The sequence below is a fragment of the Nonomuraea sp. NPDC050227 genome (assembly GCF_044459705.1).
Lineage (GTDB): Bacteria > Actinomycetota > Actinomycetes > Streptosporangiales > Streptosporangiaceae > Nonomuraea.
Genome location: NZ_JBITJF010000006.1, coordinates 195,972 through 210,974 on the forward strand (window position 1 = coordinate 195,972; position 15,003 = coordinate 210,974).

General features: G+C 71.6%; 15 protein-coding genes. 6 read left to right on the forward strand and 9 right to left on the reverse strand.

The genetic code is table 11. The annotated features are described in order from the left end of the window. Window positions 1-3: 3 nt before the first annotated feature. The 3 genes from ACIBK9_RS24415 to ACIBK9_RS24425 are packed head-to-tail and all read left to right on the forward strand — an operon-like array spanning window position 4 to window position 3,427. Window positions 4-1,278: an MFS transporter gene (locus ACIBK9_RS24415; RefSeq protein ID WP_352352960.1), complete on the forward strand. Its 1,275-nt coding sequence runs from the start codon at window positions 4-6 to the stop codon at window positions 1,276-1,278. Then, window positions 1,275-2,276 carry an alpha/beta fold hydrolase gene (locus ACIBK9_RS24420; protein WP_397161312.1) on the forward strand — a complete coding sequence of 334 codons (1,002 nt, stop codon included), beginning with the start codon at window positions 1,275-1,277 and terminating at the stop codon, window positions 2,274-2,276. The genes ACIBK9_RS24415 and ACIBK9_RS24420 overlap by 4 nt, the downstream gene beginning before the upstream one ends. After that, window positions 2,276-3,427 carry an alpha/beta hydrolase family protein gene (locus tag ACIBK9_RS24425; protein WP_397161314.1) on the forward strand — a complete coding sequence of 384 codons (1,152 nt, stop codon included), beginning with the start codon at window positions 2,276-2,278 and terminating at the stop codon, window positions 3,425-3,427. Before ACIBK9_RS24420 ends, ACIBK9_RS24425 begins: the two co-directional genes overlap by 1 nt. Here ACIBK9_RS24425 and ACIBK9_RS24430 read toward each other — a convergent pair. Continuing rightward, a complete protein-coding gene (locus ACIBK9_RS24430) occupies window positions 3,417-5,417 on the reverse strand; it encodes a glycosyltransferase family 2 protein (protein ID WP_397161316.1) in 2,001 nt (666 codons plus the stop codon). The genes ACIBK9_RS24425 and ACIBK9_RS24430 overlap by 11 nt on opposite strands. A gap of 72 nt (window positions 5,418-5,489) precedes the next feature. Further along, on the reverse strand, window positions 5,490-6,092 hold the full coding sequence (locus tag ACIBK9_RS24435; protein WP_397161703.1) for a lytic transglycosylase domain-containing protein: 603 nt from the start codon (window positions 6,090-6,092) through the stop codon (window positions 5,490-5,492). Between the two features lie 378 nt (window positions 6,093-6,470). Between ACIBK9_RS24435 and ACIBK9_RS24440 the strand changes: the two genes are divergently transcribed. The 3 genes from ACIBK9_RS24440 to ACIBK9_RS24450 are packed head-to-tail and all read left to right on the forward strand — an operon-like array spanning window position 6,471 to window position 9,087. Then, entirely contained in the window at window positions 6,471-7,145 is a 675-nt protein-coding gene (locus ACIBK9_RS24440) for a response regulator transcription factor (RefSeq protein ID WP_125636689.1), read from the forward strand. Continuing rightward, on the forward strand, window positions 7,142-8,557 hold the full coding sequence (locus tag ACIBK9_RS24445) for a HAMP domain-containing sensor histidine kinase (protein ID WP_358294469.1): 1,416 nt from the start codon (window positions 7,142-7,144) through the stop codon (window positions 8,555-8,557). The genes ACIBK9_RS24440 and ACIBK9_RS24445 overlap by 4 nt, the downstream gene beginning before the upstream one ends. Before the next feature lie 20 nt (window positions 8,558-8,577). Next, window positions 8,578-9,087, forward strand: a complete 510-nt coding sequence (locus tag ACIBK9_RS24450) for a hypothetical protein (protein ID WP_397161318.1) — start codon at window positions 8,578-8,580, stop codon at window positions 9,085-9,087. Window positions 9,088-9,099: 12 nt separating this feature from the next. Here ACIBK9_RS24450 and ACIBK9_RS24455 read toward each other — a convergent pair whose 3' ends face one another. The 7 genes from ACIBK9_RS24455 to ACIBK9_RS24485 form a co-directional block, all read right to left on the reverse strand. Next, complete coding sequence (locus tag ACIBK9_RS24455) at window positions 9,100-10,419, reverse strand: PhoH family protein (protein WP_352352966.1); 1,320 nt, start codon at window positions 10,417-10,419, stop codon at window positions 9,100-9,102. Window positions 10,420-10,626: 207 nt separating this feature from the next. Next, the gene (locus tag ACIBK9_RS24460; RefSeq protein ID WP_357974621.1) at window positions 10,627-11,388 is read right to left on the reverse strand and encodes an isoprenyl transferase; all 762 of its coding nucleotides are present in this window, start codon (window positions 11,386-11,388) and stop codon (window positions 10,627-10,629) included. 55 nt (window positions 11,389-11,443) lie between these two features. Beyond that, a complete protein-coding gene (locus ACIBK9_RS24465; RefSeq protein ID WP_358294473.1) occupies window positions 11,444-11,944 on the reverse strand; it encodes a hypothetical protein in 501 nt (166 codons plus the stop codon). Window positions 11,945-12,017: 73 nt separating this feature from the next. After that, complete coding sequence (locus ACIBK9_RS24470) at window positions 12,018-12,845, reverse strand: amidohydrolase family protein (protein WP_397161321.1); 828 nt, start codon at window positions 12,843-12,845, stop codon at window positions 12,018-12,020. Between the two features lie 27 nt (window positions 12,846-12,872). Further along, entirely contained in the window at window positions 12,873-13,751 is an 879-nt protein-coding gene (locus ACIBK9_RS24475; RefSeq protein ID WP_397161322.1) for a hypothetical protein, read from the reverse strand. 36 nt (window positions 13,752-13,787) lie between these two features. Further along, a complete protein-coding gene (locus ACIBK9_RS24480) occupies window positions 13,788-14,150 on the reverse strand; it encodes a hypothetical protein (protein ID WP_397161323.1) in 363 nt (120 codons plus the stop codon). Then, window positions 14,143-15,003 carry a DUF692 family multinuclear iron-containing protein gene (locus tag ACIBK9_RS24485; RefSeq protein WP_397161325.1) on the reverse strand — a complete coding sequence of 287 codons (861 nt, stop codon included), beginning with the start codon at window positions 15,001-15,003 and terminating at the stop codon, window positions 14,143-14,145. The genes ACIBK9_RS24480 and ACIBK9_RS24485 overlap by 8 nt, the downstream gene beginning before the upstream one ends.

A 15,003-nucleotide genomic window follows, 5' to 3' on the forward strand; every position in this document is an offset into this window, starting at 1 on the left:
GGCATGGCCACTTCCATCAAGAGGATCGTCGCCGCGAGCCTGATCGGCACCACCATCGAGTGGTACGACTTCTTCCTGTACGGCTCGGCAGCCGCTCTCGTGTTCAACAAACTCTTCTTCCCCGAGTCCGATCCGCTGACCGGCACGCTGCTGTCGTTCCTCACCTACGCCGTCGGATTCGTCGCCCGCCCGCTCGGCGGCCTGGTCTTCGGCCACTTCGGCGACCGGGTGGGCCGCAAGACCCTGCTGGTGGTCAGCCTGCTGATGATGGGCGCCGCCACGTTCCTGATCGGCTGCCTGCCGACGTACGCCACGCTCGGCTCGTCGGCGGCGCTGCTGCTGACCGCGCTGCGGCTCGTGCAGGGCTTCGCGCTCGGCGGCGAGTGGGGCGGCGCGGTGCTGATCGTGTCCGAGCACGGCGACACGAAGCGCCGCGGGTTCTGGGCCTCCTGGCCGCAGGCGGGCGCGCCCGGCGGGAACCTGCTGGCCACGGGCGTGCTGGCGGTGCTGGCCGCCTGGCAGTCCGACGAGGCGTTCCTGTCGTGGGGCTGGCGGATCCCGTTCCTGCTGTCGGGGGTGCTGGTGATGGTCGGGCTGTGGATCCGGCTGACGATCAGCGAGTCGCCGGTGTTCCAGCAGGCCGAGCCGGAGCCGACCGCGCCGATCGTGGGCGTCCTGCGGCACCACTGGAAGGACGTGCTCACCGCCATCGGCGCCCGGCTGGCCGAGAACATCTCGTTCTACCTGCTGACGGTGTTCGTCATCACGTACGCGAAGAACGCCAAGATCGACAACTCGACGGTGCTGACCGCGGTGCTGGTCGCCTCGGCGATCCACTTCGTCACGATCCCGATGTGGGGCGCGTTGTCGGACCGGGTCGGCCGCCGTCCGATCTACCTGGCCGGGGCCGCCGGGATCGGCGTGTGGATCTTCGCCTTCTTCCCGCTGGTGGACACCGGCAACTTCCTGGCGATCACCCTCGCGGTCACCGTCGGCCTGCTCTTCCACGGCATGATGTACGGCCCGCAGGCGGCCTTCTTCTCCGAGCTGTTCGGCACCAGGACGCGCTACACCGGCGTGTCGATCGGCGCCCAGCTCTCGGCGATCGTGGCCGGCGCGCTGGCCCCGCTGATCGCGGTGGCGCTGCTCAAGAGCTACTCCAGCAGCGTGCCCATCTCGGTCTACCTTGGCCTGGCGGCGGTGCTCACGCTGGTCGCCGTCTACACCGCCCGCGAGACCCAGGGACGCGACCTGGCCGAGAGGATCCACGCGCGATGAAGGTCACCACCCCCCGCCTCACGCAGCACGTCCTGACCGTCGAGGGCCGGACGTCCGGCGAGCCCGTGCTGTTCGTGCACGGCAACGTCTCCTCCGGCGCCTTCTGGCGCGACAGCATGGCAGCGCTGCCCGCCCGCTACCGCCCGCTCGCCCCCGACCTGCGCGGCTTCGGCGACACCGACCCCGAGCCGGTGGACGCCACCAGGGGCCTGCGCGACTGGTCCGACGACCTGGCCGAGCTGGTCGAGGCCCTCGGGCTCGACGGCGTGCACCTGGTCGGCTGGAGCCTCGGCGGCGGCGTCGTCCTGCAGCTCCTGCGCGACCGTCCGGAGCTGGTCAGGAGCGTCACGCTGGTCAACCCGATCTCCCCGTACGGCTTCGGCGGCACCGAGGGCCCGGACGGCACGCTCACCCACCCCGACGGCGCGGGATCGGGCGCCGGCGCGGCGAACCCGGACTTCGTGGCCCGGCTCAAGGCGGGCGACATGTCGGATGAATCTCCCACGTCCCCCCGCAACGTGCTCCGCACCGGCTACGTCAAGCACCCGCGGATCCCCGACGAGGACTTCTACCTGCGGTCCATGCTCACCACCCGCGTGGGCGAGACCAACTACCCGGGCGACGCCGCCGGCTCCCCCGCCTGGCCCGGCGTGGCCCCCGGCAAGCACGGCGTGCTCAACGCGTGCGCCCCCACCCACTTCCGCCTGGACGACCTGCACGAGATCGGCCCCAGGCCGCCCGTCCTGTGGATCAGGGGCGCCGACGACGTGATCGTCTCCGACACCTCGCTGTTCGACCTGGCCCACCTGGGCGCGATCGGCGTCGTGCCCGGCTCCCCCGGCACCCCGGCCCAGCCGATGGTGACCCAGACCAGGGCGGTGCTCGACCGCTACGGCCGCTACCGCGAGGTCGTGCTGGACGACTGCGGCCACAGCCCCCACCTGGAGCGGCCCGCCGAGTTCGGCCGCCTGCTGGCCGAGCACCTGGAGGAGGTCTGATGCTCGTCGCCCTCACCCTGGTCGCGAGCCTGCTCACCGCCCCCGCCGCGGGCGAGCTGACCGTGCCCGGCGCGGAGAAGCTGATCAGCGCCACCCTCGACGACCTGACCACGGCCGGCACCACGCTCACCGGCCACACCGACCCGGCCGACTGGGCCGGCCTGCACTCCAAGGCCACCGTCAACCCGACCGGCGTGCCCGGCATCCAGCTCGACGGCTACTTCCCCGACACCTCCACCGGCAACGCCACGCACGGCTGGAACCACGACTCCCAGTTCGTGATCAGGCTGCCCGACCGGTGGAACGGCGGCCTGGTCGTCAGCGGCACCCCGGGCAACCGGGAGCAGTACGCCAACGACTACACGATCTCCGACTGGGTGCTGTCCAAGGGCTACGCGTTCGCCGCCACCGACAAGGGCAACGTGGGCGTCACCTTCCACGAGGACGGCCGCCGCCCCGGCGACGCCATCGCCGAGTGGAACGAGCGCGTCACCCAGCTCGCCGTGGCCGCCAGGTCCGTGGTCAGGCAGCGGTACGGCCGCCCGCCGGCCCGTACGTTCATGGCCGGGCTGTCCAACGGCGGCTACCTGGTCAGGTGGCAGCTGGAGAACCGCGGCTGGCTCTACGACGGCGGCGTGGACTGGGAGGGCACGCTCTTCCGGGTCAAGGGCGACAACCTGCTGAACTTCCTGCCGCCCGCGCTGAAGGCGTACCCGGACGAGGCGGGCGTGCGGGCGGCCGGGTTCGCGCCGGGGTCGGAGTTCCTGTGGCCCTTCCACCGGCAGTACTACTGGGAGCTCACCCAGCAGCTCTACCAGAAGGAGCTGGACCCGTCCTACGCGGGCGCGGCGGCCGACTACGACTACGACGCGCGCCGGCCGTACGCCGCGATGGCCAGGATCGGGCTGACCGGCAGGATCACCAAGCCGCTGATCACGATCCACGGGACGCTCGACTCGCTGCTGCCGATCTCCCGCGACTCCGACGTCTACGCCAGGATGGTCGGCCCGCACCGCCCGTTCCGCTACCACCGGATCGAGGGCGGCAACCACCTCGACAGCCTCGTCGACGTCTATCCCGACCGGCTCAGGCCCATGCTCCCGGCCTTCAGGGACGCCTTCCAGGAGCTGGAGGGCTGGGTCACTCCTTGAGGTAGCGATGCCTGCCCGCGCGCGCCCAGCGCACGATGTGCCGCGCCCCGGGCAGGCGCCTGCCGAGGCGGTGGAGCGCGGTGTCCCGGCCCATGGGCGAGCGCCGCTGGGGGTCCACCGCGACGGCCGGGCGCGTCTCGACCCGGCCGCGGCGCACCTGGAGGCCGAACCGCAGCCCGATCTCCTCGTCGGACGAGCGCAGCGACGACAGCCAGGCGCCCGGCCCGAGCTGCTCCTCGCTCGGCATGTGCCGCCTGACCGGGATCTTGGCGACGAGCTGGCCGGCGAGCTTGCCCGGCACCCCGGCCTCGACCAGCGCGGGCGCGCACACCTCGCGTTCCCGGCGGCCGGTGCTGCGCAGCACCAGCTCCAGGGGCGGCCCGCCGCTCGGCGGCACGTACGGGACCGGCAGCACGACGTAGACGTGGCCGTCGAGCTGGCGGACGGTCACCCCCGGCGACACCAGCGCGATCGACTCCGAGAACGAGCGCGGCTCGACCGCCAGGCCCAGCTCCCCCTTGTCCGACCAGCACGGCACCACCAGCCGCATCCTGGGCCGCTGGGCCAGCACGCCCAGGCAGTTGAGCGGCCCCTCGGCCCGGCCGACCCGGCTCCTGGCCTGGTTGGCGCCGCTGAACATGCGGACGTGCACCTCCCACTGCCCGGGGCTGAGCGGCTGGCCCATCGCGGCGCTGGTCACGTCCAGGCGGACCTCGCCCCTGATCTGCACGCGGACCCGGCGGCGGCCGTCGGGGAGACGTTCGACGTGCTGGGTGACCGGCAGGAAGTGCACCACGCCGGTCTTGCTGTGCCGGACGTAGACGTCGATGCGGGCCCGCTCGACGTCGGCGGTGATGTCGGTGACGTCGTCGGACAGCAGCTTGGTGTCGGCCGAGCGCGGCGGGATCCAGTGCAGGCGCTCGCCGTCCACGCGGTAGCGGTCGGGCAGGCCGTCGCCGGACATGACCTCCACGGTCAGGCCGAGCACCAGGATGTGGGCGTCCCAGCGCATCTCGGTGAGCTCGGCGCGCAGGCCCGCGCGCCGGGTGGAGTTGGCGAACATGACGATCTGGTCCAGGCGTCCGCTCCGGACGAACGCGGCCACCGCCCGTAGCTGGACGGGCAGGTAGCGGTCGATCCGCTCGGGGAAACGCTCGCCGATGAGCTCCTGGACGACCCGGAAGTGCATGCCCCGGTCCACGGAGGAGTCGGCGAACCTGGCGGTCAGCAGCGGCCTGAGCACGGCCGAGCGGAACCAGTAGGCGTACATGCGGTCGCGCTGGCGGCCGGCGCCGACGTAGGTGTCGATGTCGGTGAGCAGCGTGCTCAGCCCGGCCACGATCACCCGGGGGTCCTCCTCGGGCGCCTCGGGCCGCGGCCCGAGCTGGCAGCAGACCTCCTCGGCCAGGACGGCGATCACCTTGGCCGCGAGGTAGGCCCGCATCACGAACGCCTGCTCGGCCAGCCGGCCGCCGGGCATCCCGAAGCCCAGCTCGTGCTCCTCCAGGAAGGCCCGGCGGTAGAGCTGCTGCGGGACGAGCAGCGTCATCAGGCGCTCGCGCAGGATGTCGGCGCGGGCGCTGCTGCGCTCGAACGCCACCATCGGCGGCCCGTATTCGCGGGCCAGCCGCCCGATCAGCACGTCGGCGTCGGTCTCGACCGCGCGCTCGTGCATGCGGGCCAGCGCGTCGCGGGCCAGCCGGTCGGTCTGGTCGAGGAAGTAGACGTAATCGCCCTCCGCCGCGGCCACGCCCATGTTGCGGCCGCGAGAGGGCGATCCGGTGTGCGGCAGGTGCAGCACGCGGACGTTCTCGCGGAGACCGGCGATGGTGTCCAGCCGTTCCCCGATGCCGTCCGTGGACCCGTCGTCCACGAAGATCACTTCGTAGTCGGCGGCGGGCAACGTCTGCTCCAGCGCGGAGCGGATGCACGCGTCCGCGGTGTCACCCGGGTTGTGGACATTGACGATCACACTGACCTTCACACCCATGCGGCCAGCGTGCGCCGCTCATACACGATCGGGTGAGACGGCTTGCCGATTACAGAAGAAGAGTTTGACCTGTCAGTACCAACCTGTGGACTGCGAGTGCCCCCACGCGCCACAGGGCGTGCCGTAACGGCCCTTGATGTAGCCGAGGCCCCACGCGATCTGGGTGGCCGCATTGGTCTGCCAGTCGCCGCCCGCGCTGGCCATCTTGCTGCCGGGCAGGGCCTGCGGGATGCCGTACGCGCCGGAGTAGCGGTTCATCGCCCGCTCGTTCCAGCCGCTCTCCTTCTGCCAGAGCAGCTCCAGACAGCCCCACTGGTCGGCGCCCCAGCCCTTGGCGGCGAGCATCGACTTGGCGACGGCCTTGTTGCTGCCCGGCGAGGGGTTGCTGCCCGGCGGGAAGTTGGCGGGCGGGAAGCCGCTGCCGCCCGGCGCCTTCTTCGGCACGACCCAGCTGAGCTTCTTGGCGGCGCCGCCGCGGCCCTTCTTGAGCTGGTCGGCCCGCCACGCCTGCTCGGCGGCGTTCTTCAGCGCGTCGGTCTCGGGGTCGGGGGCGAACAGGTTGCCTCCGGCGAGCGCGCCGAGCTGCTCGGCCGTGAACGGGTCGACCGGCGGCTTGTTCGCGTTGTCGACGGCGCGGTAGGCGACGTAACCGCCACCGCCCACGACCACCACCAAGGACACGACGGCGACGGCGATGCGCTTGGGGGTGAAACGCGAAGGCCGGCGGCGCGCCGAGCGAAGGTCATCCTTCGGGGGGCGCTCACTCAACTGCGGACCGGGGCTCACGATCCATGAGCTTGCCCTGTCATAGGGGGTGGTCCGCAACCGGAACGCGGGATTCGGTTGACGTTCTCTTGGCCAACCAGCAGGTAACAACCTTTTTCACGAAAAATTGTGAATTTCGTCACAGACTGATTGGCGCCTCCCTTCGAGCGCCCGCACCGAAGGGAGGCCGCTTTCAGGCTTCCGCCCCATCTTCAGGATCTGATCCGCACCCGGTCACAGTTTGATGACACAACCCGGGTATAGGGGACATGGAATAATAATGTGCGCGTGGCCGGCATCCTCCTTGTAGAAGACGATCCCTCCGTCCGCACAGCCTTGGAGCTGGCGTTGACGCGACAGGGACATTCCGTCACGTCCTATGCGACGGGCGAGGAGGCTCTGGACCACATCCGCGCCCGCCGTCCCGAGATCGCGATCCTCGACGTCATGCTGCCCGGCATCGACGGCGTCGAGGTCTGCCGCCGCATCCGCAAGCTCGACCAGCTCCCCGTCATCCTGCTCACCGCCCGCGGCGACGACCTGGACGTGGTGGTCGGCCTGGAGGCCGGCGCCGACGACTACGTGGTCAAGCCGGTCGAGCCGCGGGTGCTCGACGCCCGCATCCGGGCCATCCTGCGCAGGGCCGAGTCCGCGACCTCCGACCGCATCACCTTCGGCGACCTCGTGATCGACCGGGGGGCGCTCAAGGTGACGCTGGCCAGCAAGGAGATCCACCTGACGCCGACCGAGCTGCGGCTGCTGCTGGAGCTGGTCCGGCATCCCGGCCAGGTGCTCAACCGCCGCTACCTGCTGCGGGTCGTCTGGGACCACACGCACGTCGCCGACTCGCGGCTGGTGGACGCCTGCGTCCAGCGCGTCCGCGCCAAGATCGAGCCGAGGCCGGCCGAGCCCGTCTTCATCCACACCGTGCGCGGGTTCGGCTACCGGTTCAGCCCTCCGTGATCCCGCTGCCCACCGGGCTGCGGGCGCGCCTGGTCATCACCTTCACCCTCGTCGCGGTCACCGCGTCGACGCTGGTCGCCACCATCGGCTTCGAGCTGGCCAAGACCGCGCTCGTGACCAGGGCCGAGACCACCTCCCTCGACCTGGTGACCCGCGAGCTCGGCCGGATCACCTTCCCCGTGGGCAAGCTCAGGCCGGGCGAGGCGGCGCCGTCCATGAAGGAGCTCGACCAGGTCGTCCGCACGCTGTCCAGCCCCGGTCGCAGCGTCCTGGTCGAGTACGGCAACCTGCTGTCCGCCGACGGCCCGATGACCATGAAGGACGTCCCCAACGAGCTGTACGGCCGGGCCAAGCAGAACGTCGTCACCCAGCGCAAGGTGATCGGCAACGAGCTGTGGCTCATCGTCGGCGCCGAGGTCCACCGGTTCGAGCCCGGCGTCGCCCCCGAGGCCACCGGGCTGCGCGCGTTCGTGTTCTTCCCGCTGCACGACGAGGAGAGCCAGCTCACGACGCTGCGCAACACGCTCACCCAGGGCGGCGCGGTGATCGTGCTGATCGCGCTGGTGGTGGCGCTGCTGTCGGCCCGGCAGGTGCTGCTGCCCGTACGGCGGCTCAGCGCGGCGGCGCAGGCGCTCGGCCAGGGCCGGCTGGACACCCGCCTGCCGGTGCACGGCCAGGACGAGCTGGCCGAGCTGACCGCAAGGTTCAACGATGCGGCGGCGGCGCTGGAGCTCAGCGTGTCGGAGCTGCGCTCTCTGGAGGCCATGTCCCGCAGGTTCGTGGCCGACGTCTCGCACGAGCTGCGCACGCCGCTCACCGCCATGACGGCCGTGGCCGACATGCTCTCGGAGGAGGCCGGCCGGCTGCCCGACGCGCCCGCGGAGGCCGTGCGGCTGGTGCTGCGCGAGATCGGGCGCCTGCGTGAGCTGGTCGAGCACCTGATCGAGGTCAGCAGGTTCGACGCCGGCACCGCGACGCTCAACGTCGAGCCCGTGAACGTCGCCGACGCCATCCTGGACTGCCTGGAGGTGCGCGGCTGGAGCGACGAGGTGGACGTGACCGCCTCCCAGGGCCTGACCGTCAATCTCGACCCGAGGAGGTTCGACGTCATCGTGGCCAACCTGGTCGGCAACGCGCTCAAGCACGGCCTGCCCCCGGTGGAGGTCACCGCGCGCGGCACCGAGAACGGCCTGGAGGTGAAGGTGCGCGACCACGGCAAGGGCATCCCCGCCGAGGCGCTGCCGCACGTCTTCGACCGGTTCTTCAAGGCGGGCGCGGGCCGGGCCCGCAGCCAGGGCAGCGGCCTCGGCCTGGCCATCGCCCGCGCCAACGTGCACCTGCACGGCGGCACGATCTCCGTACGCGCCCAGCAGCCGGGCACCCTGTTCACGGTCTGGCTGCCGCACCGATGAAGGCACCGACGACCGCACCGATGATCGCGCGCCGGGTCCTCGTCGCCGCCACGGCCCTGCTGGCAGTGGCGGCCTGCGGCATCTCGCCGACCGACGTCCAGACCAAGGGCGCCGCGCCCACCATCAAGCTCCCGCCGCCCTCGAAGACCATCTACCTGATCAGGAACAAGCAGCTCACGCTCGAACCCGCCGACGTCGAGAGCGGCACCGTGGGCAGCCTGCTCGGCGCCCTCTTCGCCGCCTCCGACCAGCCACTCGGCGACCGCACGACCGAGCTGCACGGCCTGGAGTACGTCGGCATGAAGGACTCGCTCGACCCCGTGCAGCGCGACGAGATGCAGCTCCCGCGCACCTCCACGCTGACCGTGTACTTCAAGGGCGACCGGCCGCTGAGCAGGCTCGGCAAGGCCCAGATCGTCTGCACCGCGCAGCAGGACTTCGCGTTCGAGCAGGTGAAGATCGTCCGGGAGAACGACGGCCGCCCCGCCAAGGCGGAGGGGCGGCCGTACACCTGCCGCGAGCTCAGGTGAGCCCGCCGCGGCTCACATCGTGATGTCCTCCAGCATCTCCGTCACCAGGGCGGCGATCGGCGAACGCTCGGACCTGGTGAGCGTGACGTGCGCGAAGAGCGGGTGGCCCTTCAGCTTCTCCACCACCGCCACCACGCCGTCGTGCCGGCCGACCCGCAGGTTGTCGCGCTGGGCGACGTCGTGCGTGAGCACCACCCGGGAGTTGGCGCCGATCCGGCTCAGCACCGTGAGCAGCACCCCGCGCTCCAGCGACTGGGCCTCGTCCACGATCACGAACGCGTCGTGCAGCGACCGGCCGCGGATGTGCGTCAGCGGGAGCACCTCCAGCATGCCCCGGTCGAGCACCTCCTCGATCACCTCGGGCGAGGTGATCGCGCCGAGCGTGTCGTAGACCGCCTGCGCCCACGGGCCCATCTTCTCGCCCTCGGTGCCCGGCAGGTAGCCGAGCTCCTGGCCGCCGACGGCGTACAGGGGACGGAAGACGACCACCTTGCGGTGCTGGCGGCGCTCCAGGACCGCCTCCAGGCCCGCGCAGAGCGCCAGCGCCGACTTGCCGGTGCCGGCCCGGCCGCCCAGCGAGACGATGCCGATCTCCGGGTCCATCAGCAGGTCCAGCGCGATGCGCTGCTCGGCCGAGCGGCCGTGCAGGCCGAAGACCTCGCGGTCGCCGCGGACCAGGCGGACGGACTTGTCCGGCGCCACCCTGCCGAGCGCCGATCCCTTGGCCGACAGCAGCCGCAGGCCGGTGTGCGCGGGCAGTTGCCTGCCCTCCTCCAGGTCGGCCACGCCCTTGTCGAAGAGGGTCTCGACGTCCTCGGCCGTCACCTGCAGCTCGGCCATCCCGGTCCAGCCGGACTCGACCACCAGCTCGGCGCGGTACTCCTCGGCCGCCAGGCCGATCGAGGCCGCCTTGACCCGCATGGGCAGGTCTTTGGAGACCAGCACGACGTCGCAGCCCTCGGCCGCGAGCGAGCGCGCGACGGTCAGGATGCGCGTGTCGTTGTCGCCCAGGCGGAACCCGACGGGCAGGATGGACGGATCGCTGTGGTTGAGCTCAACCCTGATCGTTCCATCCCCTGTCGGCATCGGCTCGTCGAGCCTGCCGTGCTGAACCCGCAGGTCGTCGAGGTAGCGCAGGGCCTTCCTCGCGAAGTAGCCGAGCTCGGGATGGTGCCGCTTACCTTCCAGCTCCGTGATGACCACGATGGGAAGGACGACGTCGTGCTCGGCGAAGCGCGTCAATGCCGCCGGGTCGGCCAGCAGGACCGAGGTGTCGAGCACGTACGTGCGCTTGGCCGGCTGGTGAGTAGGGTTGCTCGAGGACACTGCCACACGTTCTCCCCCGGGCGCCCATAGGTGCGGGCACCCTGCAGACGAGGTGGGAACCGGACCGGACCCGCGTCCCCGACCGCAACCTGCCGGCGGAGCCGGACTCCGGCCCCCCTCAGCAGATGTCGGTGCAAAGGCGGGCCCTCTCCGGGATGCCCGGCCTGTGGCCGGACACTTTCAACGTTACGTCCTGGATACCCGAATGTCGCATCAAGAACCGTAACGCCGGTGTCTCGCAGCGTAATCGCGCAGCGCCCGCAGGAAATCGACCCTGCGGAAGTCCGGCCAGTAAGCCTCGTGGAAGTAGAACTCGGAGTGAGCGCTCTGCCACAACATGAATCCGGACAGACGCTGCTCGCCCGACGTACGGATGAGGAGGTCCGGGTCGGGTTGGCCGCGAGTGTAGAGATGCTCCGCGATGTGTTCGACATCGAGGACCTCCACGAGGTCCTCGATGCTGGCGCCCTTACTCGCATGCTCCTGGAGGAGTGAGCGCACCGCATCGGCAATCTCACGTCTTCCTCCATACCCAACTGCAACGTTCACAATCAGGCCCGGACGGTGTGATGACGCTTCTTTTGCATTTTTCAGGACATTGGCCGTGCGGTCGGGGAGGAGGTCGAGCGCGCCCACCGGGCTGATCCGCCAGCCCTCGTCCACGAGCTCCTGGACCACGTCCTCGATGATGCGCAGCAGCGGCTCCAGCTCCTCGCGCGGCCGGTTGAGGTTGTCGTTGGACAACATCCAGACGGTGACGACCTCGACGCCCGTCTCCCGGCACCAGCCGAGCAGCTCCGAGATCTTGTCCGCGCCCTTGCGGTGGCCGGTCGCCACGTCGCGCATGCCCATGGCGCGCGCCCAGCGGCGGTTGCCGTCGATGATGACCCCGACATGCCGGGGAACGCTGTCCTTGGACAGCTTGGTCTCCAGCCTGTGTTCGTACAGCCGGTAGACCAGGTCGCGCAGGCCCACGGAGTGCCTCCCCAGCGGTGCTGTGCCTTTGGTCGAATGACCCAACAGGCAATTATCACCGCGTTTCGCCCGTGCCTGCTCCCCCAATGGGATTCCTGGCGAGATCTCTTCCACCGAGACACCCCTCGGCTTCATGGACCAGTTCGCGGACGAACTCGGACAACTCCGCCGACGTCAGGACGGCCCTCATGCCCACGCCGGAGGCCCCCCACGCCTCGACGTAGGCCCTGCGGGTCAGCCGCCACTGCCCCGGCGCGGGCTGCCAGATGGGGATGGTGCGCAGCTGGCAGCGCAACTCGCCGCCGCCCACCAGCCCCGAGCGGGTGCGGTAGCGGAAGGAGAACAGCTCGCTCTCCGGCTCCTCGTCGGGGAAGCGGTCGTCGGGGTCGTTCCACCGCCGGGCCGCCCCCCTTCCCTGCCGCGCCTCGTCGACCCCGCGCGCCAGGCGCGCGAGCAGCCAGCCGCACCGCTCCCCCACGCTGCCGTACGGCGTGCCGTCGCGATGGAGCTCAAGGGTGATCTCGTACGGCGTGCCGACGGTGTCCGTGCACGCCACCGGCGTGACGGTCAGGTACGATCCATCGACACAGCGTAGTCCCCCCACGCCCTTCCCCGTTTCCGGCCCCAAGTCAGCTAAACCCGTAGAAACCCCTGGCTGTCTCTCCGAGCACCAGGTCCCGGTCGGTTCCGCCGAGCAGCGCGCCGGTGACCTCCCAGACCGTCCGGTAGTCGGCCGCCTGCAGGGCCACCGGCCAGTCGCTGCCGGCCATCAGCCGGTCCGGGCCGAACAGCTCGACGGCGTGCTCCACGTACGGCCGCAGGTCCTCCACCGTCCAGTTCCGGTGGTCGGCCTCGGTGACCAGGCCGGAGACCTTGGCGTACACGTTGGGGAAGCGGGAGGCGCGGGCCAGCCCGCCGGCCCACGGCTCCCACTCGTGGTCCCTGATGCGCGGCTTGGACAGATGGTCGATGACGATCTTCAGGGACGGGTGCCGCCCGGCCAGCGTGACCACGTGGTCGAGGTGCCTGGGCAGCAGCGAGACCACGTCGAACGTCAGCCCGGCCGCCGCGAGCAGGCCCAGCGACTCCAGCACCTCGTCACGGACCAGCCAGTCGGGGTCGGGCTCGTCGTGGATCAGGTGCCGGACGCCGCGGAACTTCGGATGGGCGGCGTACCGGGCGATCGCCTCGGCGGCCTCGTCCGGGCGTAGCAGCGGGATCCATCCGACCACCGCGCCGACGAACTCGTGGGCGTCGGCCAGGGCCAGCAGGGCGTCGGTCTCGGCACAGGAGTCGGCGGCCTGCACCAGCACCGTCCGGTCCACACCGGCCCGCGCCAGCTCAGGGGCAAGGTCGTGCGGCGCGTACGTCCGGTGGAGCACGCCCGCCTCGGGGGTGAGCCAGGGGTAGTCGCCGGTTTCGAGGTCCCAGAAATGCTGGTGCGCATCGACAATCACCCCCCAAACCTAGGATGTCTCGATATTTCAGAGCAAGGGGTGCCAGCCGTGCTGACGCCAGCCCGGCGGCTGGTGCCACTCGGTCCAGCCGAAGCCGGTGCCGCCGTCGTCGGACTCCAGCTCGCACAGCGCCCTCGGGAACTCGGCCACCGCCCCGTCGGGCGAGACCAGCGTCACGGGGGCGAACGCGACCGGCCGCACGGTCACCGCGCGGCCCGGGAAGCTCAGCCGCGTCCGCGCCGGGCGGTCGCCGTCGAACCGGGTGCCGGCCGCGAAGCCGTCCGCGTGCTCGATCCCGCCGCCGGGCGGCACCGTGAACGCCGGCCACGGCAGCGGCATGCCCAGGTTGACCTGCGTGCCGTGCAGGTGGGTGCCGTCGGAGAGGCGGCCGCTGCTCCACGTCCAGGACAGCGACCACCAGTCCCTGACGCCCCAGCTGTGGTCGCGCTCGCCGTGGCCGTGGAAGGGACGGCCGTCGACCGTCCCGGTCACCTCGCAGGGGACCTCGTAGCGGGGGGTGAGCTGGTAGCCGTACACGCCGCCGCGGGTGTGCCATTCGAGGTCGAGTGACAGGCCGGGGGCGGCCAGGCGCAGCCGCGCGGTGCGCAGGGGGTCGGTCGCGGCCAGGTCGGCCTCGTAGGCGTCGGCGGAGATCGTCAGGCCGGTCGGCGGGGCCTCGTGGTCGGTGATCTCCACCAGGCCGCCGCCGCGCCGGACGAGCCGGGCCCAGAACCAGGTGCGCTTCCAGTTGGGGTAGAGCCCGATGCGGACGTATCCGCCCAGTTCGCCGTCGTCGGCGACGAAGTCGAGGTAGTAGGACTCGTTCCACAGCGGGTCGTCGCCCGGCTGGTGGAGTTGCTCGTCCTGCTCGCCGAGGGGCCAGTCGCCCATGTTGACGATGCGCATGCCGTACCGCCTCCCAAGCGCTTGCTACGGGCAAGCCTAGCGGCGATCACGGCGGAACACGAAGAGCAGGCGAGCCCACCCGCGCGGCCTCGCGGCCGGCATGAGGCCGCGGGCGCGCAGCCAGGCGGCGAAGTCGTCGGCGTCGGCCCGGTAGCCGGGCGGCGGGACGGCACGGGCCGCCGCGTAGGCGGCGAACTCCGCGGCCAGGGCGGGCCCGGCGGCACGGGCGGCGTCCGGGCGGAGCCTGGCCACCACGCCGCGCCGTTTGGCGAGCAGCGCGGACGCCTGCACGCGCAGCCGCCCGGCGTCGAAGCCCGCCGGCGGATCCGCCCCGGCCACCAGGCACGCGACGACCCGCCCCTGCGCCTCCGCCAGCCGCGCCCGCGCCCCGTCACTCACCGCGCCCGCCCACGGTCTGCTCCACTGACTGCTCCACTGAGGACATGGCGGCTCGGATGCGGGTCAGCTCGCCGGCGAGCGCGGCGTCGCCCGGGTAGTCGTCGTCCCACTCCAGCAGCACCCCGGGCGGCCTGGTCCGGGCGCACAGCTCGGTCAGCAGGCCGAGGACGGCCGGCGGCACGGCGGCGGTGTGCGTGTCGTGCCAGATCCCGTGGTGCTCGTGCCCGCCGGCCACGTGCACGTACGCCAGGTGCTCCAGCGGCAGCGCGTCCAGCGCGGCCACGGCCGACAGCCCGAGGTTGACCTGGGCGGCGTACAGGTTGGCGACGTCCACCAGCAGCCCCACCCCGGTACGCTCCACGACCTCGGCCAGGAAGCGGGCCTCGGTCAGCTCGTCGTCCGGCCAGCCGAAGATCGCCGCCACGTTCTCCAGGGCCAGCGGCACGGGCAGCGCCTCCTGGGCCAGCCGCACGTTCTCCACGACGATCTCCAGCGACTCCCGCGTCCGCGGCACCGGAAGCAGGTGCCCCGCCTCCACGCCGCCCCCGCGGACGAACGCCAGGTGCTCGCTGACCAGCGGCGAGTCCAGGGCCCGCGCGCAGGCCGCGAGATGGGCGAGCCGGGCCGGGTCCGGCGGCTCGGCGCCGCCGACGCCGAGCGAGACGCCGTGCGGGATCACCGGCACGCCCCTGGACCGCAGCACGCGCAGCGACTCGGGCAGGTCATCGGGGTCGATGTTCTCGGCCACCACCTCGACGAACCCGACGCCCGCCATCCGCTCGATCGTCAGGTCGAGCTCCGGCCGCCACCCGATGCCCACCCCAAGGTCCGGCAGGTCCGGCAGGTCCGGCAT